The organism is Enterococcus sp. AZ103 (genome assembly GCF_051714685.1).
Classification (GTDB): domain Bacteria; phylum Bacillota; class Bacilli; order Lactobacillales; family Enterococcaceae; genus Enterococcus_A; species Enterococcus_A alishanensis.
In genome coordinates, this window is the sequence record NZ_JBIOSI010000001.1 from 1,940,646 (window position 1) to 1,962,773 (window position 22,128).

Genomic DNA, 22,128 nt, shown 5'->3' on the forward strand with positions numbered 1-22,128 from the left:
TGAATTGAAAAGAGCTGTAACATCAGTGAAGTTTCACTTGTGTTGCAGTTCCTTTCGTTTGAAAAGGAGAAAATAAATGAACGATTTATTAGGTCAAGTCTTTACTGGCTTGATTACAGACGAAAATGAAGAAGCTTATTTTGTGCAAAAAAATGGTGTCACTTTTCAATTAGCGAAAACAGAAGGAGAGCACAAGATTGGTGATCCAGTAGAGGGATTTGCTTATGTGAATCAAAAAAAACAGGGGGCTTTTACAACAGAAATTCCAGCTATTAAAAATGGGCAATATGGTTTTGCTGAAGTGATTGGTGTGCGTAAAGACTTGGGTGTATTCGTTAATATCGGTTTGCCTGATAAGGACGTAGTTGTTTCATTAGATGAATTACCGACTATGAAAGAATTATGGCCCAAAAAAGATGATCGTCTGATGATTACTTTACGTGTCGATGATAAGGATCGTATGTGGGGAACTTTAGCTGATGAGAATGTATTTCATGCAATGGCTCGTAAAGGCACTGCTGAAATGAAAAATAAAGATGTAAAAGGAACAGTATATCGATTAAAAGTTGCTGGAACATTTTTAATTACGGATGATTTATATTTAGGTTTCATCCATCCATCTGAACGATATAATGAACCTCGTCTTGGTGAAGTCATCGAAGGACGTGTCGTTGGCTTGGCTGCTCATGATAATATGTTAAATATATCTCTTAAGCCTCGTAGTCATGAAATGATTGACGGTGATGCGGGGATGTTGTTAGCAATGCTAGAACGAAGCGAAAATAAAATGTTGCCTTATGGAGACAAATCAGGTCCTGATGAAATTAAAGCGGCATTTGGTATCAGTAAAGGACAATTTAAACGAGCAATTGGCGCTTTATTAAAAGCTAAAAAAATTGAACAACGAGATAATCAAATTTACTTAAAAAACTAATTGAGAATAGCTTGTGTTAATGAAGAATATAAATTATACTTATTCTAAACTAATCACGAAAACCAAATATTTTGTTTATAATGATTATAAATTAGCAGGGAGGTTCTCAATGAATACCGTTTTAGCTCTACAAAAAACAAAAAAACAACTCCATGATTCAGGATTTAAATTAACTCCCCAAAGAGAATCTGTTGTGATTGTCTTGTTAGAAAATGAAAAAGATCATTTGTCGGCTGAAGAAATTTATTTTCTAGTTAAGAAGAAAAGCCCTGAAATTGGTTTAGCAACAGTTTATCGGACTTTGGAAATATTGACTGATTTGCATATTGTTAATAAGGTCAGTTTTGATGATGGTTTGGCTCGTTATGATCTGAGAAAAGAAGGAGCCGCACATTTTCATCACCATTTACTTTGTTTGGAATGTGGAAACATCGAAGAAATAGAAGAGGACTTGCTGGGAGAAGTTGAACAAGTAGTCGAGTCACGGTATCATTTTATCGTGAAGGATCACCGGTTGACTTTTCACGGTATTTGCTCGGATTGTCAAAATAAAAACAATAAATAGTTTTTTGATTAGAAAAGCTTGAGTCCCTTAGTTGATACGTGTATCATTTTAAGGGACTTTTTGGTATGATAAAGCGAAAGTGGTGAAACGATGGAAGAACAAATCATTGAATATTTACATTATTTGACGATCGAACGAGGCCTTTCTGCCAATACTAAAAGCAGTTATCAAAGAGATTTAAAACAGTATTTAGCCTTTTTGAATGAGGCTGGTATTTCCGATTGGCAAGCTGTCGATCGTTATACAGTAGTGGCTTTTTTAGCACATTTAAATCAACTGAATAAAGCATCGGCGACTGTTACTCGCATGATTTCTAGTTTACGTCGGTTTCATCAATACTTACGGCAAGAACGATTTACTGATCATGATCCTATGCAGCATATTGAAAGTCCTAAAAAAACTCAAAAATTACCTCAAACACTTTCCTTGCAAGAAGTTGAAAAACTGATTGCTACGCCTGATACAACAACAACTTTAGGTATTAGAGACCGGGCGATTCTAGAAGTGATGTACGCAACAGGATTGCGGGTGAGTGAATTGATTGGCTTGAAAATGGGCGATATCCATTTAGAGATGGGACTTTTACAAACCTTGGGTAAAGGAGATAAAGAAAGGATTGTTCCGTTGGGAGATTATGCGATTCATTGGATTGAGCGATATTTAGCGGAATCCAGACCTTTATTAACGAAAAAAAGACCCCAAGAGAATCATTTGTTTGTCAATAATCATGGCAGTGGATTGAGCCGACAAGGTATTTGGAAAAACCTGAAAGTTTGGGTTCTAAAAGCCGGAATTATAAAAGATGTCACGCCCCATACTTTACGACATAGTTTTGCGACTCATTTGTTAGAAAATGGTGCTGATTTAAGAACTGTTCAAGAATTATTAGGTCATTCGGATATTTCGACAACTCAGATTTACACACATATCACAAAACGACGAATGACAGAAGTCTATAAGGAGCATTTTCCTAGGGCTTAATAAAGGAGTTTATATGATTACTAGGTATCGAAAAAACCAAAGAAAAATTGCGATGGGACTTTTAAGCTTCCATCAAAATTTAAAAGAGCAACAGCATCTTTTAAAAGAATTAGATACTTATGAAGAAGATAATAATTACCAATTATTTTGTTACTATCATGAAGGTGAATCTGCTAATGTTCAAGGACTAATCGGGATTAGCATTGAGAACGATAATGAAATCGTTTTGCAAGATATTAGTTTAAATCCGTCTTATCGTGGTGAACGCATTGGTTTTCAAATGTTAGATGAATTACAATTTTTATTTCCTGGTCAAAAAATCTTAGCAACAAAGACTACGGCCGATTTCTTAAGTCATTGGCATGAAAGTAAAAAGGAAGCAACAAATGAGTGAAATTAGTTTAAAATTAGATGTTTTTGAAGGTCCTTTGGATTTACTTTTACATTTAATTCAGCAGTTAGAAATTGATATTTATGATATTCCAATTACTCAAGTAACTGAACAATATATGGATTTTATTCACACAATGAAAACTTTGGAATTAGAAGTTGCCGGAGAATACATCGTGATGGCTGCGACATTAATGTCCATTAAAAGCCAAATGTTATTGCCGAAAGTAGAAGTTTCTTTAGGTGAGGATGATCTCTATGAAGAAGATCCGCGAGAGGCTTTGGTACAACAGTTATTAGAATATCGAAAATATAAATACGCGGCGAATTTATTGTCTGAAAAGGCAACTGAACGCGGTCAATATTTTTCTAAAGAACCAATGGATTTATCAGATTACAAGGAAAATAATACCTTACTACCGGCAAATCAAGTCAATACGATTGATTTGTTTTTAGCGATGCATGATGTTTTGCAAAGAAAAAAATTAAACCGCCCACAAGATTCTGTTGTTAGTGGTGAAACCATCACAATTGAGGAGAAAGTAAATCAAATTCGTTTTAAGTTAGATGAATTAAACTCGGATGAAGGGCTTCCTTTGGAGAACTTTTTTCAAAACTATACAAAAGATGAAATGGTGACGACTTTTATGGCGTTATTGGAATTGATGAAAAATGGGCAAGCAACGGCAAAACAAATTAAAAATTACGATCCAATTTTAGTCTACAAAGGAGTTTCAGATGAATAAATTAAGTCAAGTTGAAGCTTTGCTTTTTGTTGTTGGTCAAGAAGGTATTGGCTTAGATGAGCTTTCATACAATTTAAAAATATCAACGGCTGAAACCTATCAGCTGATTGAATCGTTAACAGCAGCATATCAAGCAGATCCGAATCGAGCATTAACTGTTTTGGAGGTGGGCAGTCATTTTGTGTTAACCACCAAAAAAGAATGTGCGCCATTGTTAAAAACTTTTGCACGTTCTCCATTAGTGAACAAATTGAGCCAAGCAGCTTTAGAAACTTTATCTATTATTGCATACAAACAACCAATCAGTCGTGTACAGATTGATGAAATGCGAGGGGTTCAATCTAGTGGAGCAGTTCAAACTTTGGTATCAAGGCATTTAATTGAAGAAAAAGGTCGTGTGGAAGGGCCTGGTCGAGCGATTTTATATGGTACAAATGAGCGTTTTATGGATTATTTCGGTTTAAAAGATTTAAGTGAATTGCCAGATGTTGAAAAAATGGAGGATGATTTATCTTCCGAAGAAGAAGTTCCACTGGATTTGTTTTTTGACCGGTTAAAAGAGGAGAATATATAGATGGAAAGATTACAAAAAGTAATTGCACACGCGGGAGTTGCTTCTCGTAGAAAAGCCGAGGAAATTATTTCCAATGGCAGAGTTAAGGTCAATGGAGAAGTTATTACCGAGTTAGGCACAAAGGTTGGTAAAAAAGATGTGGTAGAAGTTGATGGTGTACCCATCTACCAAGAAGAACCGGTTTATTATTTATTTTACAAACCGCGCGGCGTGATTTCTGCTGTCACAGATGATAAAAATCGTCGAGTAGTCACTGATTTTTTCCCAGAAGTGACTGAAAGAATTTATCCAGTGGGTCGTTTAGATTATGATACATCAGGAATTTTAATTTTAACCAATGATGGGGATTTTTCACAAAAATTAGCCCATCCTAAACATCAAATCGATAAAGTATATGTAGCAAAAGTTAAAGGTATAGCTGATCAAAAGAATCTATATCCTTTGACAAAAGGAATTGTGTTGGAAGGCAAAAAAACAGCACCCGCACGTTACGATATTATTTCAAGTGATAAAAAATCTGAGACGAGTATCGTAGAGCTGACTATTCATGAAGGGCGTAATCATCAAGTGAAAAATATGTTACAAGCTGTTGGTCTACCTGTTCAAAAGCTAAAACGTGAAAAATATGGTGAACTTACATTAAAAGGTTTAAAACCAGGTGAGTATCGTCGCTTAAACGCAAAAGAAATCAAAAATTTGTTGCATCAAGCAAAATAAAAACTTTTTACTTGTATTTTGTTAGTGTTGTGCTATATTTGTATTGTAAATAAAAATAATTTTAAGGTTCGTCTTCAGGGGCAGGGTGAAAATCCCGACCGGTGGTAATAGTCCACGAACTGCGTTTACGCAGCCGAATCGGTGTAAATCCGATACCGACAGTACAGTCTGGATAAAGAAGATAGGGCTTATTTGAGTGTGAAATTCAAGTAACTCTATGCTTTTTTCTGAAGCATAGAGTTTTTTTGTACTTTCAAATTCGAGTGGTTCGTTGAAGATGATTCCTGAATCTTGGAGGATGTCAAATGAAGAACTTAAAGTTACAAAAGATGACAGCAGTAGCAGTAGCAGGAGCAATGGGATTGATTTTGCAATTTATCGCTTTTCCCTTAATTCCAATTTTCCCCTTTTTAAAGTTGGATTTTAGTGATATTCCTATTTTAATTAATATGTTCTTATTTGGACCAATTACTGGGATTGCGACAGCGTTAATCAGATCGTTGCTGCATTTAACTATGACTGGCTTTTCCTTTGATAATATGATTGGAGATTTTGCTAGTTTCTTTGCCACTACTATTTATACGTTACCAATTTTTGCATTATATAATAAAAATAAATTTAGTCGAAAATTTTCTGGTTTAGCTTTAGGGATTTTGGCGATGACTTTATTCATGAGCGTGGCTAACTATTTTGTTATCACACCACTTTATTTAAAAGCATTTGGCTTATCAGCTGGACAAATGTTAGGTATGAGTTTAGGTCGTTACGTATTGGTGGGTATTGTGCCATTTAATATTTTAAAAGGTATCATTGTCAGCAGCGCTTTTGTAATACTTCATGCGAAACTATTACCATGGTTAAGTAAGAAGAGTTTTAGTAGCCATTCCCATCACTCTATTTAAATAAAAGGACTAGCCATGATATTTTGGCTAGTCCATTTTTGTGTTATAGTGAATCGTAAGAAATCGCGTAAGCTGGGCATCTTTTTGCTGCTAGCCGAACGTCTTTTTGCGATTTTTCAGGAATAAATTGTTGTCGGGCTTTTTCTTCACCAGAAAAAATGATGATTCCATCATCACGATAGTCAAAAACTTCTGGTGCAATCGTTTGACAGAGTCCGCAAGCAATGCAGCGCTCTGGAAATATTTCTGCTTTCATTTTTCACCTCAAGGAGTATCTATATGACTTTGTTTATTTTAACGTTATTTCGTTCAGGCCACAAGTTAAGAGTATCTAGCATTTATCATTTATTGACTGGGAAAAGAACTAGTTCGGTCCTTATTTTCGGGTACTTTCATCAAATTTTAGTTTTTTTAGGTAGTTTGCCTTCACTAGAGAAAGCGGTATTTAATCAAGTAATCAAAAAATTATTGCAACTTAATTATATTGAAATGAATGATGAGTTTGGAAAAATAACTGATCTAGGACAGCAAGCTTTAACTGAAGTAGTCCAATTAAAACAGTTGACACAATTAGATGGTTTTAGATTTGGGCGGATGCGAATAGAGATGTGGCGGCTCATATTATTTGCGGTTCAAGTTATTAGCTTTATCAGTGTTCGTCAAAAAAAATATACGCCAATTGAACAAAGACCCGAAGCAGTCTATCAGTTAAAAAAATGGCTGAAAAATGCAGACAGTAATTTAATCGGACTATTGCTGGCTGAACTAGAGAAAATCTTTTCACAAATGCCCCAGAACCAAGCTGATTTTCTAGCGAATCAATTAAGTGGCTATCATCAGGATGGGAAAGTAGCTTTTCAGCTATTAGCTGAGGAGTGGCAAAGTGAACCATGGAATGTACTTTTCCAACAACAATGTATTGATTCTTTTCTTGAAAAAGTAATTCCAAATAGCCAGATTGATTTATTAATAAGTGATTTTTCACAACAAAATTGCAATCAAAGTATGTTGCAAACTAGAGATTTATTTTTAGCTGATTTGAATGAAACTGAAATCTTACAACAAAGAAGTATTAAAACTGGAACCTATTATGATCATATTATCGAGTGGGCAATTAGTGATGAAAATTTTCCATTCGAAAAATTTACTTTACTTGATTTTAAAGAGTCTAAAAATTTCGAGGAAGTAATTGATTTAAGTTATAAAAATTATCAGGAGAATTATTTGAATTTTCGTTTATCGCAAATAAAAAATTTGAGGGATTGCCAATGGAATTAAAAAAGGCTCTAGAACAGTATTTTGGTTATTCTGAGTTTCGTCCAGGACAAGCTGAGATTATTTCGACTGTTTTAAAAGGGGAACCGGTCTTAGGTATGTTGCCGACTGGTACAGGGAAATCTCTATGTTATCAATTAGCCGGTTATTTATTACCTGGGACAGTAATTATTATTTCGCCCTTGATTTCATTAATGGAAGATCAAGTCAATCAGTTACAGCAACTTGGAGAAAAACGCGTGATCGCTTTGAATAGTGTTCTTTCTTACAGTGAAAAAGATTATGTCCTTAAAAATATGAAAAAGTATAAGTTCATTTTTATGAGTCCTGAGATGTTTTTACAAGAAAAAATAATGGCACAACTAAAAACAAGTAATATTTCACTCGTAGTGGTCGATGAAGCCCACTGCATTTCACAATGGGGGATTGACTTTCGACCAGAATATCTAAAGCTGTCTGCAGGAATTCATCAATTACCCCAACCGCGAATCATGGCTTTAACAGCAACAGCGACCCCAAATGTACGAGAAGATATCAAACACTTATTGTTTCATCATCAAGTAAAAAGTTTTGTTTATTCAGTTGATCGCCCTAATATTAGTTATTTTGTGTTTCAAGCAGAGAAAAAAACTAAATTGAGAGAGCTACTGGAAACTTTGTCTGGTACGGGAATTGTTTATTGTGCTACTCGTAAACAAGTAGAATCACTATACCAGCTTTTTAGAAATGATTTTCCTGTTGCCTTTTACCATGGTGGTTTAAGCGGACAAGAAAGACGGGTCTTGCAGCAACAGTTTCAGCAAGATGAATTGAAAGTTTTATTTGCCACCAATGCTTTTGGGATGGGGATCAACAAGAATAATATTAGGTATGTGATTCATTATGATTTACCTGATTCACCAGAGAACTATCTACAAGAAATCGGTCGCGCTGGTCGTGATGGGCATCATGCACAAGCTATTTTACTATATGAAAATAATGATGAAAAAATTCACTACTTTCTCCAGGATCAAATTAATGACGTACGTAAACTATATGAAATGAAACAACAAAATCCCGAATTGCTCATTGAACTACCTCTGATTAAAAAATGGGAAACATATTTTCCTGACCAAAGCGATCAAATTATTTCATTATTGGAAAAACGCCAACAAGTAAAAAGACAGCAAATCCGCTTTATGTTGGCTTATGTTCAACAGACTGAGTGTCGCAGAAAATTTCTGACAAATTACTTTGCCGAAAAGTTAGAAAAGATTCCTAAGACTTGTTGTGACAATCATGGTGCCACTTTAACAACTGTAGAAAATAATCTGCAAGAAAAAGTCCAACCACAATCATGGCAAGAAATCTTAGAAAAAATTTTTAAAAATCCCTTGAAAATTTGAAAAAAACGCCATTCTTTTTGAAGCTATGATATAATATTGAACGATATTAAAGAGGAGGTACAAAGCGTGAGTAGAAAAGACCGTTACAATCAAACAGAAAGCAACGAGCCTTGGGATCAACATATATATGAGTCTGAGGAAAGTCAGACTGCAACGAACCGAGTTTCGCGGAGTGAAGCAAGAAGAAACAGTGAAGGAAATAAAGACAATAAAAATGGTGGAGGCAATACTAAATTTTTAACTATTTTAGTTATTTTGTTAGTGGCTCTGATTACCATTCCGGCAGCTGCCTATTTTTTTATAACTAGAGATGGAGGAAATACTGCTGCAAGCTCGTCATCAAGCAGCATTACCGCTTCGTCTACATCAAGTACGGAAGAATCAAGTACAGAAGAATCAAGCGATGATGACACTTCTGCCTCGTCAGAAGCAGAGCAACAGCAAGCGGCTGCTTCACAGGCTGCGGCGTCATCGGAAGCGGCTGCATCACAATCAGTAGCTGGTCAACAGTCGCAATATGTTTCACCAGCAGGTGAGGGAGCAAATACGACAACTGTTCAAGCAGGTGAAGGCTTGCAACAAATAGCTAATCGAACAGGTGTAGATATTAGTACAATCGCAGCTTTAAATGGGATTACCATTCAAGGGGATTCATTCTATCCACCAATTAATCCAGGTCAACAAATTGTGATTAGCCAATAATAGTTAAATCTGAATGATGGAGTTGTGGTATGAGTTTTTTAGAACTCGTGTCACAACTCCCTATTTATTGAAGGGAAGTTTAAAAATGAAAAAAATTTCAATTGCGATTGATGGTCCAGCTTCATCAGGAAAAAGTACAGTAGCAAAAATACTAGCGAAGGATTATCAATTCATTTACGTTGATACCGGTGCAATGTATCGAGCGGTAACCTATTTAGCAATGATCAATCAAGTCGCTTTTTCGGATGAAAAAAAGATTGTTGGATTGATTGAAGAATATCCGATTCGCTTTGAACAAGTACCTGGTGGTCAACGTGTTTTTGTAAATCAAAGTGATATTACCGAAGAAATTCGATCACAAGCGGTAACCCAAGCTGTTTCAGAAGTGGCTGCGCATCAATTGGTTCGAGAAAAACTAGTTGAAATTCAGCAAAAACTCGGAGAAACTGGCGGCGTTGTGATGGATGGCAGAGACATTGGGACTACGGTTCTTCCAAATGCAGAAGTAAAGATTTTTCTTGTAGCTAGTGTGGAAGAACGTGCCCAAAGACGGTTTATTGAAAATCAGGCGAAAGGCTTTTCAGCTAGCTTTGAAGAATTAAAAGAAGCAATTTCAAAACGGGATTATTTAGATTCTCATCGCGAAGTGTCACCTTTAGTACAGGCTGAGGATGCTATTTTGGTAGATACAACAGGTATGTCGATTGAACAAGTAGTGAAACGCATCAAAGAAATTGTAATGGCAAAGGGCTTTTAAATAAAATTTTGTCGTAAGTAAAATCATTTTTTACAAATTTTAAGAAAAAAAGAGAAATCGCTTTATTTTTCCCTGTAGATAAATTAAAATGGTAATTGTAGTCTATTCATATATTGAATTGTTGGTTAGGAGGACATATGTCATGGCAGATTTAGAACAAAATCCATTAGATAACGAAAATGTATCAATGGAAGCAGCAATGGAAAGTGTACATGAAGTAAAAGTCGGCGATATCGTGAGAGGCGAAGTGCTTGCTTTGGAAGACAAACAAGTCGTTGTCGGTATCGAAGGAGCAGGAGTTGAAGGTGTAGTTCCTGCAAAAGAGCTTTCTACTTTACCAGTAGAAGATATTTCACAAGAAGTAAAAGTCGGTGATATCTTAGACTTGGTAGTCATTTCTTCTATCGGAAAAGATAAAGAAAATGGCAGCTATCTACTTTCTAAACGTCGCTTAGATGCGAAAAAAGTTTGGGAAGACATCGAAAAAGATTTCCAAGCTGGAAAAATAATCGAAGCACCTGTTACAAATAGTGTTAAAGGTGGTTTGGTAGTTGACGTAGGTGTCCGTGGATTCGTACCAGCATCAATGATTGACGATCATTTTGTAGACGATTTTTCCGCATATATCGGTCAAACCTTGGCCTTTAAAATTATTGAAATTGAACCATCAGAAAACCGCTTGATTTTATCGCATAAGGCAGTAGTTGAAGCAGAAAAAGCTGAGAAGAAAAAAGAAATCTTAGCGACTTTATATGATGGTCAAGTAATCAAAGGTCAAGTAGCTCGTTTAACGGACTTTGGTGCATTTGTTGACTTAGGCGGCATTGACGGATTGGTTCACGTATCAGAAATTTCTCATAGCCATGTTGGTAAACCTTCAGATGTTTTATCAGTCGGTGATGAAGTGGAAGTTTTGGTACTTTCTGTCGATCCTGAAAAAGAACGGATTTCATTATCAATTAAAGCAAACTTGCCTGGACCTTGGACAGACATTGAAGAAAAAGCAGCACCTGGAACTGTTTTAGAAGGAACTGTTAAACGTTTGACTAGTTTTGGTGCTTTTGTGGAAATTTTCCCAGGAGTTGAAGGATTGGTTCATATCTCTCAAATCTCTCACAAGCACATTGCCACTCCTCATGAAGTATTACATGAAGGTGATAAAGTTCAAGTGAAGGTTTTAGAAGTAAATCCGGATGAACACCGAGTAGCACTATCAATCAAAGCATTACAAGAAAAACCTGAAGAGTTAAAAGAAGAAGTTGTTGAAACTGATGACTACGAAATGCCTGAAGAAAGTTCTGGCTTTACATTAGGTGATGTTTTAGGTGATGCTTTAGCTGAAAGTGAAGCTAACGAAGACAAAGAGTAAAAAAGGCTTAAGGACGTACAATTATGTGCGTCTTTTTTTGTGGTTTTTTCATCTCTTTCTTGCTATAAAGTGATTTCTTCGTTAAACTAAGGAGAATTTTAAAAAAGGAGCAAAAACATGTCAAATCCTATTATAGCCATCGTTGGACGACCCAATGTTGGTAAATCTACATTATTCAATCGTATTGCAGGAGAAAGAATTTCAATTGTCGAAGATACTCCCGGTGTTACTAGGGATCGCATTTATGCAAAAGGTGATTGGTTAGATCATGAGTTTTCAATTATAGATACTGGTGGTATTGATCTAGGTGATGAACCATTTATGGAACAAATTAAACACCAAGCACAAATAGCAATTGATGAAGCTGATGTCATTTTATTTATTGCTAGTGGCCGTGAAGGTGTGACTGACGCTGACGAAGCAGTCGCTAAAATCTTATATCGCAGTAACAAACCAGTTATTTTGGTAGTCAATAAAGTAGACAATCCAGAGATGCGTAGTGACATTTATGAGTTTTATGCACTAGGATTGGGAGAGCCTTTCCCGGTTTCTGGGAGTCATGGCTTAGGTCTAGGTGATGTTTTAGATGAAGCAGTCAAACACTTCCCAGATGATAGCGAAAATGAGGAAGATGAGAGCATTAAGTTCAGTCTAATTGGACGACCTAATGTTGGTAAGTCTTCTTTGATTAATGCGATCTTAGGGGAAGACCGTGTTATTGTGTCAGAGATTGAAGGAACAACGCGGGATGCTATCGATACTAAATTTATTGGCGAAAATGGTCAAGAATTTACCATGATAGATACAGCAGGCATGCGTAAACGTGGTAAAGTTTATGAGAACACTGAAAAATATAGTGTGATGCGGGCTATGCGCGCAATTGATCGCTCAGATGTTGTCTTAGTCGTTATTAACGGTGACGAAGGAATTCGTGAACAAGATAAACGGATTGCTGGATATGCTCATGAGGCTGGTCGTGGAGTTATTTTAGTTGTAAATAAATGGGATTTAGTTGAAAAAGATACTAATACCATGAAAGACTTTGAAGCAGAGATTCGTGATGAGTTTGCTTATTTAGATTACGCGCCGATTATTTTTGTCTCAGCTTTGACGAAGCAACGTCTAAATAAACTTCCTGATCTGATTGAAACGGTCAGCATGAATCAGAACCTGAGAATTTCCTCTTCTATCTTAAATGATGTTATTATGGATGCTGTTGCGATTAACCCGACACCAACTGATAAGGGAAAACGTCTGAAGATTTTTTATGCGACTCAAGTGGCTGTTAAACCACCGACTTTTGTTGTCTTTGTCAATGAAGAAGAATTGATGCATTTCTCTTACGCGCGCTTTTTAGAAAATCAAATTAGAAAAGCTTTTGATTTTGAAGGTACACCGATTCGAATCATCGCTAGACGGCGAAAATAAGCCATTTTACCATAAGTTATTCTATAGGACAAATATTTTTATCAATGTTTACCATATCTAGGAATTTTTGGTGATAATCGGCTAAAAACCTTGCTATCACAAGGTTCATATGCTATCGTAAAACAAGAATATTGACCAAATCAATATTTATGGTAACTGGACCACTCAGTTACTAAAAGATGTGCAAACATCAAATCATCACTCACGGAGGTGAAAATTTACATGGCAAACAAAGCAGAATTAATCGAAAAAGTTGCAGCTGCGACTGAATTAACTAAAAAAGACGCTACAGCTGCTGTTGATGCTGTATTTTCAAGCATTCAAGACGCTTTAGCTGAAGGTGAAAAAGTTCAGTTAATCGGTTTTGGTAACTTTGAAGTTCGTGAACGTGCTGCCCGCAAAGGTCGCAACCCACAAACTGGCGAAGAAATCCAAATCCCAGCAAGCAAAGTACCTGCGTTCAAACCAGGGAAAGCCCTTAAAGACGCAGTTAAATAATTGACGTCGTAGAACCCTTGTCTGACAAGGGTTCTTTTTTCTTTTTAAGAATTCCCTGATGTTTACAAAAATACATAAAAAAAAGCATCTAAAATACAATACATAGAAAAAAGTGAATGGAGTTCATATGGATAGTCGATTATTTCAAATTTTATATATTTTATTAGAAAGAGGAAGTATCACGGCAAAGGAATTAGCGGAAAAATTTGAAGTATCTCCCCGAACAATTTATCGTGATGTGGATGCTTTAAGCGGTAGTGGGATTCCAGTCTATGCTATGCAAGGCAAGGGTGGTGGTATATTTATTAATGAAGATTTTGCTTTAAATCGTTCTGTACTTTCAAAAGAAGAACAACTTCAAATTTTGACAGCTGTTCAAGGTTTATCAATATTGCCCAGTATTTTTGATGATAACTTATTAACAAAACTTGGAGGATTATTTCAGCACAGACAGACTGATTGGCTAGAAATTGATTTTTCCGATTGGGGACAAAAAAATCAAGAAGTATTTGTCAATATTCGTGAGGCGATTATTCATAAGAAAAGACTGTATATCTTATATTTAAGCCAAAAAGCTGTAGATTCAGAACGGACAGTTGAACCTTTAAAATTAGTTTTTAAACAAAATGCTTGGTACCTGTATGGCTACTGTTTAAAAAAAGAAGCGAATCGAATTTTTAAATTGAGTCGCATCAGGAAAGTTCAAATCTTAGATGAATATTTTTCACGAAAATATGAAGGAAAAATATTTGATTCTAAAGAAAGTTTTGCTTTACCAGAAACTTTAATAACTTTAAAATTCAAAAAGGAGCAGTTATCTCAAGTAAAAGAGAATTATCAAAATTATACCCAATTGAGTGATGGTAGTTTATTGGTAAAAGAGAAATATCCAATATCTGAAGGCTTTTATGCTCTTTTGTTATCATTGGGGGCTAATGTTGAGGTTGTTGAACCATTAGATATTCGGGAAGAATTAATAAAAAGAATTCAATCAATGGGAAATAATTATTAAACTTGACATAAGATGACATGTTTCACTTGTTATAATTATTTTATCTTATAGAAGTGAGGCGAGAATGATGAAATATGAATGGCGTAAACATGAGAAGAATTTATACAGTACAGTTAAGAAAACATTATTAGTAACTGTCCCAAAACAAAATTTTATAATGATTGATGGTGAAGGAGATCCCAATCAAGCAGATTTTTCAGAACGAGTAGGTGTGCTTTTTTCTTTGGCCTATGCAATAAAAATGAATTATAAAAAGCTATGGGCTGATCCGAAAAATCTATATGACGATTTTACTGTTTTTCCATTGGAAGGGCTTTGGGATTCTAAAAATAGCCAAGATACTAGTGATAAGGCCAGTTATATTTATACAATTATGATTCAGCAACCAGAATTTATCACGTCAGGAATGTTTGAAAAAGCCTTATCTATGACCAAGAAGAAGAAACCACATTCTCTACTTGATGAAATTTATTTTAATTCTATCGAAGAAGGAAAATGTGTGCAAAAGCTACATGTTGGTCCCTTTGAGAATGAGCCAGCTACCTTTGAAAAAATGCAATTATTTATTGAAGATCAAAAATACTGTAGGAACGGTCATAAGCATCGGGAGATTTATTTAAATGATGCGAGAAAAACACCATCAGAAAAGCGCAAAACTATTTTACGTTTTCCATTGGCTTGACCAGTAATAATAATCATGGTACCGTTAACATAAGAAATAGAAAGCGAGGAATCCCAATGAGATATTTCACCAAATAAGTAGAAGCTGCATTCAGACTAAACCAAGGATTTTCCAAGGGGACAGTGTGCAGATTTTTGAAAAATTGGTGGAACATATGATTTGAGGGATTTTAAGCAAAGGATCAGCTAGATTTTTTTGCTGTGTTAAAAACTCAAAATATAGATATGTTTAGGAGACACCAGTTTTTCATTAATAACTGGAGTCTTTTTTTGCTCCTTTTTTCAAAGGAAGTGAGCCAGTATGTCCAATATTAAAATTGAAAATTTGTCTTTTGGTTATGATCAAATGGGAACTTTATTATTTGATGATGCACAATTAATCATTGATGATCAATGGAAGCTAGGATTAGTAGGTAGGAACGGTCGCGGAAAAACTACATTTCTTAGAATTTTACAAAAGCAATTGCCTTATAGTGGAAGAATTCAGTATCAGATGATTTTTGATTACTTTCCCAAAACAATATCTGATGCGAAGCAGCTAACTTTTTATGCTTTATTAGAAATCCGGACATTTGAATTATGGCAGATGGAGCGAGAGTTAAATTTATTAGCCTGTGATCCAGAAGTTTTGTGGCGTCCCTTTGAGACCTTATCTGGTGGTGAACAGACCAAAGTATTGTTGGCCTTAATGTTTATTGAAGAAGGCCTTTATCCTTTGATTGACGAGCCGACCAACCACTTAGATGTAGTCGGTCGTAAACAGGTTGCAAATTATTTAAAGGAAAAAAGACAAGGGTATATTTTAGTTAGCCATGATCGCCAATTTTTAGATGAAACGGTCAATCATATTTTGGCGATTGAAAAAAATCAACTGGTATTATATCAAGGGGATTTTAGTACCTATGAAGATCAAAAGGCCCGTCAAGATGCTTTTGAACAAGCACAAAATATCAAACTGAAAAAAGAGATTTCGCGTTTACAGAAGACGGCAATTGAAAAAGCTGAATGGTCGAAAAATCGTGAAAAAGACAAACTAAATCAATCAAAAGGTTTTATTGATACTGAATATCGGCGGGTAAGCCCAGGTGCAATTGGTGCTGACGCTGCACGAATGATGAAACGATCAAAAGCCATTTTACAAAGAGTAGAAGGTCAAATCAGTGAAAAGTCACAGCTATTAAAAAATATTGAAACAGTTGATGGTTTAGAAATGAATTATCAGCCAAGTTATCATCAAAGAATATTACAAATGGAGAAGGTTGTGCTTACTTATCAACAAACTCCCCTTTTTGATCCAGTTAATATTGAATTATTTAAAGGGGAATGTTTAGCTATTACAGGAGCTAACGGAAGTGGAAAAACTTCATTATTGGCAGCAATTTTGCAGGAATTTAAAGGTAAACAAGCAGGGGAAATCCATTTACCTAAAGGTATCCAAATGAGCCATATTCGGCAAAATTATCAAGATAACTCTGGGACATTAGCAGCTTTTGCTGAAACAGAAGGGCTTGATTTTTCACAGTTTTTGAATAATCTCCGTAAATTAGGCATGGAACGCAATGTTTTTGAAAATAAAATTGAAGAAATGAGTATGGGACAACGAAAAAAAGTTGAAGTGGCTAAGTCTTTAGCTCAACCAGCTAATTTATATGTTTGGGATGAGCCGTTAAATTATTTAGACGTTTTTAATCAGAAACAACTATTAACATTGCTTAAAGAAGTTTCACCAACGATGATTGTAATTGAACATGATACTCGTTTTATTGAAGCAATTGCGGATAAAATTGTCTCGTTATAGCAGAAGTCACATTTGACTTCTGTTTTTTTAACCTTTTTTTGGTATGATAAGAAAGAGGTGGTGAGAAAATGGAAAGAACTTTTCAAAGAAAAGAACCAACTAAAATTTTCTATGGAAAAACTGTGGCTAGCTTATTTCGTTCAACTGACTTAAGGGATAGTCAAATTATTTTTTGCGGGAATCAACGCTACTATGATCATTTGGCTGAGAAACTGAATCAGTTTGTTCAAGCAGCAACTTCGGTTGATTGGTTTATTACAACCAATAATCGATATTGTAATGATTTTCGAACATTTGAAGATTTTATTTCCTTCATGAATCGATTCTCACCAAATAAAAAAATGATCATGATTGGCATCGGCAATCAAGGTGTGATGGAATTGATGAGTTTTTATCAACAAGTGGCAGTTTTTGATGTAGAACTTTGGTTGATTCCCTTATCACTACGTGCATTTGCTCAGTCTTTAAACAATCAAAGTCAAATTATTTCCCAAGAGAAAGTTCAAGCAGTTATGGCAACAGAAATTTCTCCTCAGAGAATTTTGTTCGATCAGACTTTAGCTGACCAACAAATTACTGGTAAAATAGTTGATTTATTAGTACTCATTCGATGTGGAATTGTTTTGGATTACCATTTTTTACAACAGGTTTTTCGAGCATTTCCCACTCGTCAAGTATTGAATACCAAATCCTCAGCGGCATTTATTGATGCAGTCATTGATTTTTATCAAGATAGCCGAACAGAATTGGCCAGTTTTGATGAAATTTTTACCGCAGCATTTTTTCAAACAGAAAACGGACATTTGTTATCAGATAGTATGAAAAATCAGTTTGGGCTACTTTTTGCTTTCTTTTGGAATGGTCAAGTCGCGAAACTTGATTTTAATTTCAAAAATTTTATGATATGGTTGATGCAATTAGATTTTCCAGTTCTCTTGCCGGCGGCGATTTCTTTAGCTGATTATGGCGAGCAAGTAGTTATTATGGCAAAAGGAAAAGGTTCGTTAGGATTAGCCGAGGTAGGGAAAACAAATGGGTATCAAGCAGTGACAGAAGTGCAATTGGATCGTGCTTTTGCAAACTACACAAAAGTATTAAAAGAAATTAGAGGGACAATCAATGAATAGTTATAGTGAAAAAATGTTAGATGCTTTAAGAAATGAAGATTTAGCAAAAGCTCAAGAGATGTTTCAAGCAGCATTGAAAAATGATTCGGCAGAAATATTAGCCAGTTTGGCCCAAGAATTACAGAATTTAGGATTTTTAACAGAAGCTCGTGAAATTATAACGCAGTTGTTGGAAGAATTTCCTGAGGAAGATTATTTTTATTTATCGTTAGCTGAAATGGCGATTGAAGATGACGAGATCGATCAAGCTTTTGAATATCTTGAAAAGATTCCGATGGATAGCCCTAATTATTTAGAAAGTTTATTAGTTACTGCTGATTTATATCAGGTTCTAGGCATTCCTGAGGTTAGTGAAGCAAAATTGTTACAGGCCAAAGCGATAGCACCTGAGGAAACATTGATTACTTTTGCTTTAGGCGAGCTACATTTTGCCAACAACCAATTAGGTGAAGCGATTGATGAATATGGTCAACTACAAAAACAAGGAATTAATGAAGTCGCAAATATTTCGTTAAATGAACGGATTGGCAGTGGGTATAGTTTGTTAGGCGGTTTTGAAGAGGCGATACCTTTTTTAAAAGCAGCTATTGATGAAGAAAGCACCTCTGATCGATTGTTCCAATTAGGCTTTACTTATTATCAACTGAAAGAATATCAACAAGCTATTATTTATTTTGAAGAAGTTCAAAAAATGGATCCAGAATATCAAAGTGTTTATTATTATTTAGCAGACAGTTTGAAAGAAGAAGAATTAGTAGAAGAAGCTTTGAAAATTGCTGAAGCAGGAATAAAAGAAAATCCTTATCAGGTGGAAACTTTACATTTGGCTTCCGAATTGGCTTATCGTTTACATAATCGAGAAAAATCTGAAGACTATTTAGACCAAGCTCTAAGTACAGGTGAAAAAGTCGATGAAACATTGTTAACATTGAGCAATCTATTTTTAAATGAAGGTGAACCTGAAGAAGCGATTCAAGCGATTAGTAAAATGGATGAACAAGACAATCCATATGCTTTATGGAATTTAGCACAAGCCAATGACGAGCTAGAAGAATATGCTGAAGCTGGTAAATATTATCAATTGGCCTATGAAGAATTAAAGCAAGAAGCAGAGTTTTTGAAGGCTTACGGATTATTTTTGAGAGAAGAAGGCCAATTAGCGCAAGCAAGACAGGTGTTAGCAGATTATTTAGCATTGGAACCAGAAGATATTGAGGTGCAATCGATTTTACAAGATTTATTAGAGAGGTGATCAGATGGTAGATGTAGCAGATAAAAGAGAATTTTTAGTTTGGCTAATCAATAATGTCCCTTTTCAAAGAAGAGAGGTTGTCTGGATTTTAAATTATTTAATTAATCACGAGGCTATTTTAAAAAACGTCCATGTGGTGGAGCAAGCGGAAAAAACTGAGCGAGGAATTGTTTTTCGTGATGCTAGTCAAGAAAAGATGGAACCAATGATGTTGACTGTCTCTGGACAAAATTTTGCTAGTAGTGATCAAATTTTTCATGAAATTCGTCTCCATTGGCAACAACCCTTATATATAGAATGTATTTTTCCGAACCCTTGGCAAAATGCGCTATATTTATCTGTCTTAGAAGATAATCCAGCTATCTCCTGGAATGATTCTGTCAGTGCCGAAACGATCAATGAAGTAGAATCGTATATGGAAAAAGAAGCTCAACAAGCGACTTTGAAACATTTATATCAGCAAATCGATCAAGCTCTAGAAGATGGCGATCAAGATACTTTTGTCGAGCTATCCAATGAAATCAATCGTTTAAAATTATTGATTAAAGAAAAAGAAGTTCAATAAAAAACTAAGCAAAAAGGATAATCAACTCTTGTCCTTTTTGCTTTTTTTGCTTATATTGAATGAATAAGGTGAAAAATTTTGACAACAATTTAGAAATGTTTAGAGCGTCACTCTAGGGGGAAAGAGTAGTGAGATGGGATCGGATTTTTAACAAGCGATATTTAAAATCAATCTTAAACGTGAATCATTTAGATAAAAACATGAAACGAGTTCAAAGAGTCGCCAGAAAAAGAAGAATCGACATGATCTTTTGGCTAAGTTTAGGGTTACTTAGTTTGATAATGTTAGGGATTCGTTTTAGTGAAGCTAATACACAAACGAATGAACCAACAAATACACCAGTAGTTACTAAAAAAAATGAACAAAAAGCGACCATCACAGCAAGCGGAGATATGCTGTACCATGATATTTTATTCAGAAGCGCCTATGATGGTTCCGGCTATGATTTAGACAATGATTATGCTCAAATCAAGCCAATTCTAAAAGAAGCGGATTTGTCTTTAGGAGACTTTGAAGGAACGATTAATCCTGACTGGCAATTAAGTGGTTATCCGATGTTTAATGCCCCAGAAGAAGTAGCAGACAGCATTAAAGAGGCGGGATTTGATGTTGTTGACTTGGCCCATAATCATATTTTGGATACAGGACTAGCAGGACTGAAATCAACGGCTGCAACTTTTAAAAAAATTGGTATTGATCCGATTGGCGTAGAAACGGATCAAGCAGATGCAATGGTCATTAAAGAAGTTAACGGCATAAAAATCGCTTTGCTCGCATATTCTTATGGTTTTAATGGTATGGAAGCTACTTTGACTAAAAAACAATACAATCAATATTTGAGAGATTTGGATATGGAAAAAGTTGCTGCTGATTTGAAAGAAGCTGAAGAAGTGGCAGATATTACAATCGTCATGCCACAATCTGGAGTAGAGTATTCATTAGAACCAACTAAAGAACAACAAAAAAGTTATCGTAAAATGATCGACTTAGGAGCAGATATTATTTTTGGCGGACATCCCCATGTAGCAGAACCGACTGAAATTATCGAAAAAGATGGTGAAAGAAAGTTTATTATTTATTCGATGGGCAATCTTATATCCGATCAACGTTTTGAAAGTGTAGGAGATTACTGGACTGAACGCGGAGTAATTATGGAGGTCGAGATTACTAAAAATGATGGAGGAACCAAACTAACTAAGGTAAAAGCTCATCCAACTTGGGTAGATAAAGAACCAATTGCTGGTCGCTTTTATCGGCACCCAGAATATGGAGCAGTCCAAGCGCAAGATTATCAAGTTTTTTTAGCTGAAAATTATCTTCCTAAGGGTAAATATGCAGATACGGTTCCAGAAATAAAAAGACAGCGAATTGAAACTGCCTATTATCGCATGTTGGATTTACTAAATATCCAATGGTAAAAATATTGAATCCTATATTACAACAAAAAAAATCCAAGTCAGTATAAAAAAATTACTGACTTGGATTTTTTAGTTTTTCTTCAAAAAGAATTTTCTACGCTGTGGCTTGAGGTAAGTGAATCCTTCTCCTACCACATCATGAACATTTGAAATAGAGATAAAGGCCTTTTCATCCACAGTATGAATAATTTTCTTTACTTCATTCATTTCTTGAGGAGAAACAATAATATAAATAATTTTTTTCAAATCAGATGAAAAGCCGCCTTCACCATGAATATAAGTGACACCTCGCTCTAAATGATCCATTAAAATTTGAGCGATTTCTTCGTTTCGATTAGAAATAATCATTACACCTTTAGCAGCGTAACCGCCAGATGATAGCATATCGACGACCTTACTAAAGACAAAGGAAACAATTAAAGTATACATCATGCGCTTTAAATCTAAATAAGTTAGAGACAATAGCAATACAATCACATCAAAGATTAGTAATGATTTACCCATTGTAAAACCAATTTTTTGTTCTAATATGCGAGCAATCACATCGGCACCACCAGTAGTTCCACCGTAACGATAAACCAAGCCACTACCAAAGCCTGCGAATAAACCAGCAAGTAGTGAAACAATAAATAAATCGTGGTCTAAATTAATCACAAGAGGTACCCGCTGCCAAATCCATAAAAAGACAGATAAACAAACTGTTCCTAAAATCGTGTAATAAAATGACCGTTTGCCTAGAACTTTACCGCCAATTAAAATCAGAGGAATATTAATCAGTAAAGTTGTATAGGCTGGATCGATACCAAATAATGCACGGATGATTAAAGTGATACCAGTCACTCCACCTTCAGCCAAATGATTCGCGATATTTAAGTAAACCAAACCAAATGCATAAATTGCCGTTCCGCCAACAATGAAGAAAATTTCTTTCACATGGGTTGATGTTGATGTTTCCATTGTGTCCTCCTTTTAGATGTTTTCCACCTTCAAACTTATCATGAAAAAGCAGGACTTACAACATCAGGATAGGAAAGAAAAGCGTTTTTTGATAA

At 35.3% G+C, this 22,128-nt stretch carries 24 protein-coding genes and 1 riboswitch; of the genes, 22 read left to right on the top strand and 2 right to left on the bottom strand.

Annotated features, from left to right (window positions below):
* Positions 1-76: 76 nt before the first annotated feature.
* From ID741_RS09710 to ID741_RS09745, 8 genes are all read left to right on the top strand, one after another.
* A complete protein-coding gene (locus ID741_RS09710) occupies positions 77-934 on the top strand; it encodes a CvfB family protein (RefSeq protein WP_438719831.1) in 858 nt (285 codons plus the stop codon).
* A gap of 109 nt (positions 935-1,043) precedes the next feature.
* Positions 1,044-1,499, top strand: a complete 456-nt coding sequence (gene fur / locus ID741_RS09715) for a ferric iron uptake transcriptional regulator (protein WP_438719832.1) — start codon at positions 1,044-1,046, stop codon at positions 1,497-1,499.
* Between the two features lie 90 nt (positions 1,500-1,589).
* Complete coding sequence (gene xerD / locus ID741_RS09720) at positions 1,590-2,480, top strand: site-specific tyrosine recombinase XerD (protein WP_218325048.1); 891 nt, start codon at positions 1,590-1,592, stop codon at positions 2,478-2,480.
* A gap of 13 nt (positions 2,481-2,493) precedes the next feature.
* The gene (locus ID741_RS09725) at positions 2,494-2,874 is read left to right on the top strand and encodes a GNAT family N-acetyltransferase (RefSeq protein WP_438719833.1); all 381 of its coding nucleotides are present in this window, start codon (positions 2,494-2,496) and stop codon (positions 2,872-2,874) included.
* Positions 2,867-3,616: a segregation/condensation protein A gene (locus tag ID741_RS09730; protein ID WP_438719834.1), complete on the top strand. Its 750-nt coding sequence runs from the start codon at positions 2,867-2,869 to the stop codon at positions 3,614-3,616. Before ID741_RS09725 ends, ID741_RS09730 begins: the two co-directional genes overlap by 8 nt.
* Positions 3,609-4,190, top strand: a complete 582-nt coding sequence (gene scpB / locus ID741_RS09735) for an SMC-Scp complex subunit ScpB (protein ID WP_218325051.1) — start codon at positions 3,609-3,611, stop codon at positions 4,188-4,190. The genes ID741_RS09730 and scpB overlap by 8 nt, the downstream gene beginning before the upstream one ends.
* Positions 4,191-4,907 carry a pseudouridine synthase gene (locus ID741_RS09740; protein ID WP_438719835.1) on the top strand — a complete coding sequence of 239 codons (717 nt, stop codon included), beginning with the start codon at positions 4,191-4,193 and terminating at the stop codon, positions 4,905-4,907.
* A gap of 66 nt (positions 4,908-4,973) precedes the next feature.
* A riboswitch (FMN riboswitch) is annotated at positions 4,974-5,094 on the top strand.
* 118 nt (positions 5,095-5,212) lie between these two features.
* A complete protein-coding gene (locus tag ID741_RS09745; RefSeq protein WP_218325053.1) occupies positions 5,213-5,809 on the top strand; it encodes an ECF transporter S component in 597 nt (198 codons plus the stop codon).
* Between the two features lie 43 nt (positions 5,810-5,852).
* On the opposite strand, the gene ID741_RS09750 is transcribed toward ID741_RS09745, so the two are convergent.
* Positions 5,853-6,065 (bottom strand): ferredoxin, encoded by a 213-nt coding sequence (locus ID741_RS09750; protein ID WP_218325054.1) that lies wholly within the window; start codon positions 6,063-6,065, stop codon positions 5,853-5,855.
* Between the two features lie 23 nt (positions 6,066-6,088).
* Here ID741_RS09750 and ID741_RS09755 point away from each other — a divergent pair, with 23 nt between their 5' ends.
* From ID741_RS09755 to ID741_RS09820, 14 genes are all read left to right on the top strand, one after another.
* Positions 6,089-7,087 carry a helix-turn-helix domain-containing protein gene (locus ID741_RS09755; protein WP_218325055.1) on the top strand — a complete coding sequence of 333 codons (999 nt, stop codon included), beginning with the start codon at positions 6,089-6,091 and terminating at the stop codon, positions 7,085-7,087.
* Positions 7,078-8,469: a RecQ family ATP-dependent DNA helicase gene (locus tag ID741_RS09760; RefSeq protein WP_218325056.1), complete on the top strand. Its 1,392-nt coding sequence runs from the start codon at positions 7,078-7,080 to the stop codon at positions 8,467-8,469. The genes ID741_RS09755 and ID741_RS09760 overlap by 10 nt, the downstream gene beginning before the upstream one ends.
* 66 nt (positions 8,470-8,535) lie before the next feature.
* Complete coding sequence (locus ID741_RS09765) at positions 8,536-9,171, top strand: SAG1386/EF1546 family surface-associated protein (RefSeq protein WP_218325057.1); 636 nt, start codon at positions 8,536-8,538, stop codon at positions 9,169-9,171.
* An 85-nt stretch (positions 9,172-9,256) separates the two neighbouring features.
* A complete protein-coding gene (gene cmk, locus ID741_RS09770; RefSeq protein WP_438719836.1) occupies positions 9,257-9,928 on the top strand; it encodes a (d)CMP kinase in 672 nt (223 codons plus the stop codon).
* Between the two features lie 142 nt (positions 9,929-10,070).
* Positions 10,071-11,297: a 30S ribosomal protein S1 gene (gene rpsA / locus ID741_RS09775; protein WP_438719837.1), complete on the top strand. Its 1,227-nt coding sequence runs from the start codon at positions 10,071-10,073 to the stop codon at positions 11,295-11,297.
* Positions 11,298-11,414: 117 nt separating this feature from the next.
* Positions 11,415-12,725 carry a ribosome biogenesis GTPase Der gene (gene der / locus ID741_RS09780; RefSeq protein ID WP_218325060.1) on the top strand — a complete coding sequence of 437 codons (1,311 nt, stop codon included), beginning with the start codon at positions 11,415-11,417 and terminating at the stop codon, positions 12,723-12,725.
* Between the two features lie 222 nt (positions 12,726-12,947).
* Positions 12,948-13,223, top strand: coding sequence for an HU family DNA-binding protein (locus ID741_RS09785; RefSeq protein ID WP_218325061.1), 276 nt, complete (start codon positions 12,948-12,950; stop codon positions 13,221-13,223).
* 127 nt (positions 13,224-13,350) lie between these two features.
* The gene (locus ID741_RS09790; RefSeq protein WP_438719838.1) at positions 13,351-14,235 is read left to right on the top strand and encodes a helix-turn-helix transcriptional regulator; all 885 of its coding nucleotides are present in this window, start codon (positions 13,351-13,353) and stop codon (positions 14,233-14,235) included.
* Between the two features lie 67 nt (positions 14,236-14,302).
* Positions 14,303-14,917 carry a GyrI-like domain-containing protein gene (locus tag ID741_RS09795; protein WP_438719839.1) on the top strand — a complete coding sequence of 205 codons (615 nt, stop codon included), beginning with the start codon at positions 14,303-14,305 and terminating at the stop codon, positions 14,915-14,917.
* 300 nt (positions 14,918-15,217) lie between these two features.
* Entirely contained in the window at positions 15,218-16,714 is a 1,497-nt protein-coding gene (abc-f, locus tag ID741_RS09800) for a ribosomal protection-like ABC-F family protein (protein WP_218325063.1), read from the top strand.
* A gap of 68 nt (positions 16,715-16,782) precedes the next feature.
* Complete coding sequence (locus ID741_RS09805) at positions 16,783-17,841, top strand: hypothetical protein (RefSeq protein WP_218325064.1); 1,059 nt, start codon at positions 16,783-16,785, stop codon at positions 17,839-17,841.
* Positions 17,834-19,093 (top strand): tetratricopeptide repeat protein, encoded by a 1,260-nt coding sequence (locus ID741_RS09810; RefSeq protein WP_438719840.1) that lies wholly within the window; start codon positions 17,834-17,836, stop codon positions 19,091-19,093. Before ID741_RS09805 ends, ID741_RS09810 begins: the two co-directional genes overlap by 8 nt.
* A gap of 4 nt (positions 19,094-19,097) precedes the next feature.
* On the top strand, positions 19,098-19,658 hold the full coding sequence (locus ID741_RS09815) for a YpiB family protein (protein ID WP_218325066.1): 561 nt from the start codon (positions 19,098-19,100) through the stop codon (positions 19,656-19,658).
* Between the two features lie 200 nt (positions 19,659-19,858).
* On the top strand, positions 19,859-21,076 hold the full coding sequence (locus ID741_RS09820) for a CapA family protein (RefSeq protein WP_438720463.1): 1,218 nt from the start codon (positions 19,859-19,861) through the stop codon (positions 21,074-21,076).
* Between the two features lie 69 nt (positions 21,077-21,145).
* Here the strand turns inward: ID741_RS09820 and ID741_RS09825 are convergent, their stop codons facing one another.
* Positions 21,146-22,033: a YitT family protein gene (locus ID741_RS09825; RefSeq protein WP_438719841.1), complete on the bottom strand. Its 888-nt coding sequence runs from the start codon at positions 22,031-22,033 to the stop codon at positions 21,146-21,148.
* Between the last annotated feature and the right edge of the window lie 95 nt (positions 22,034-22,128).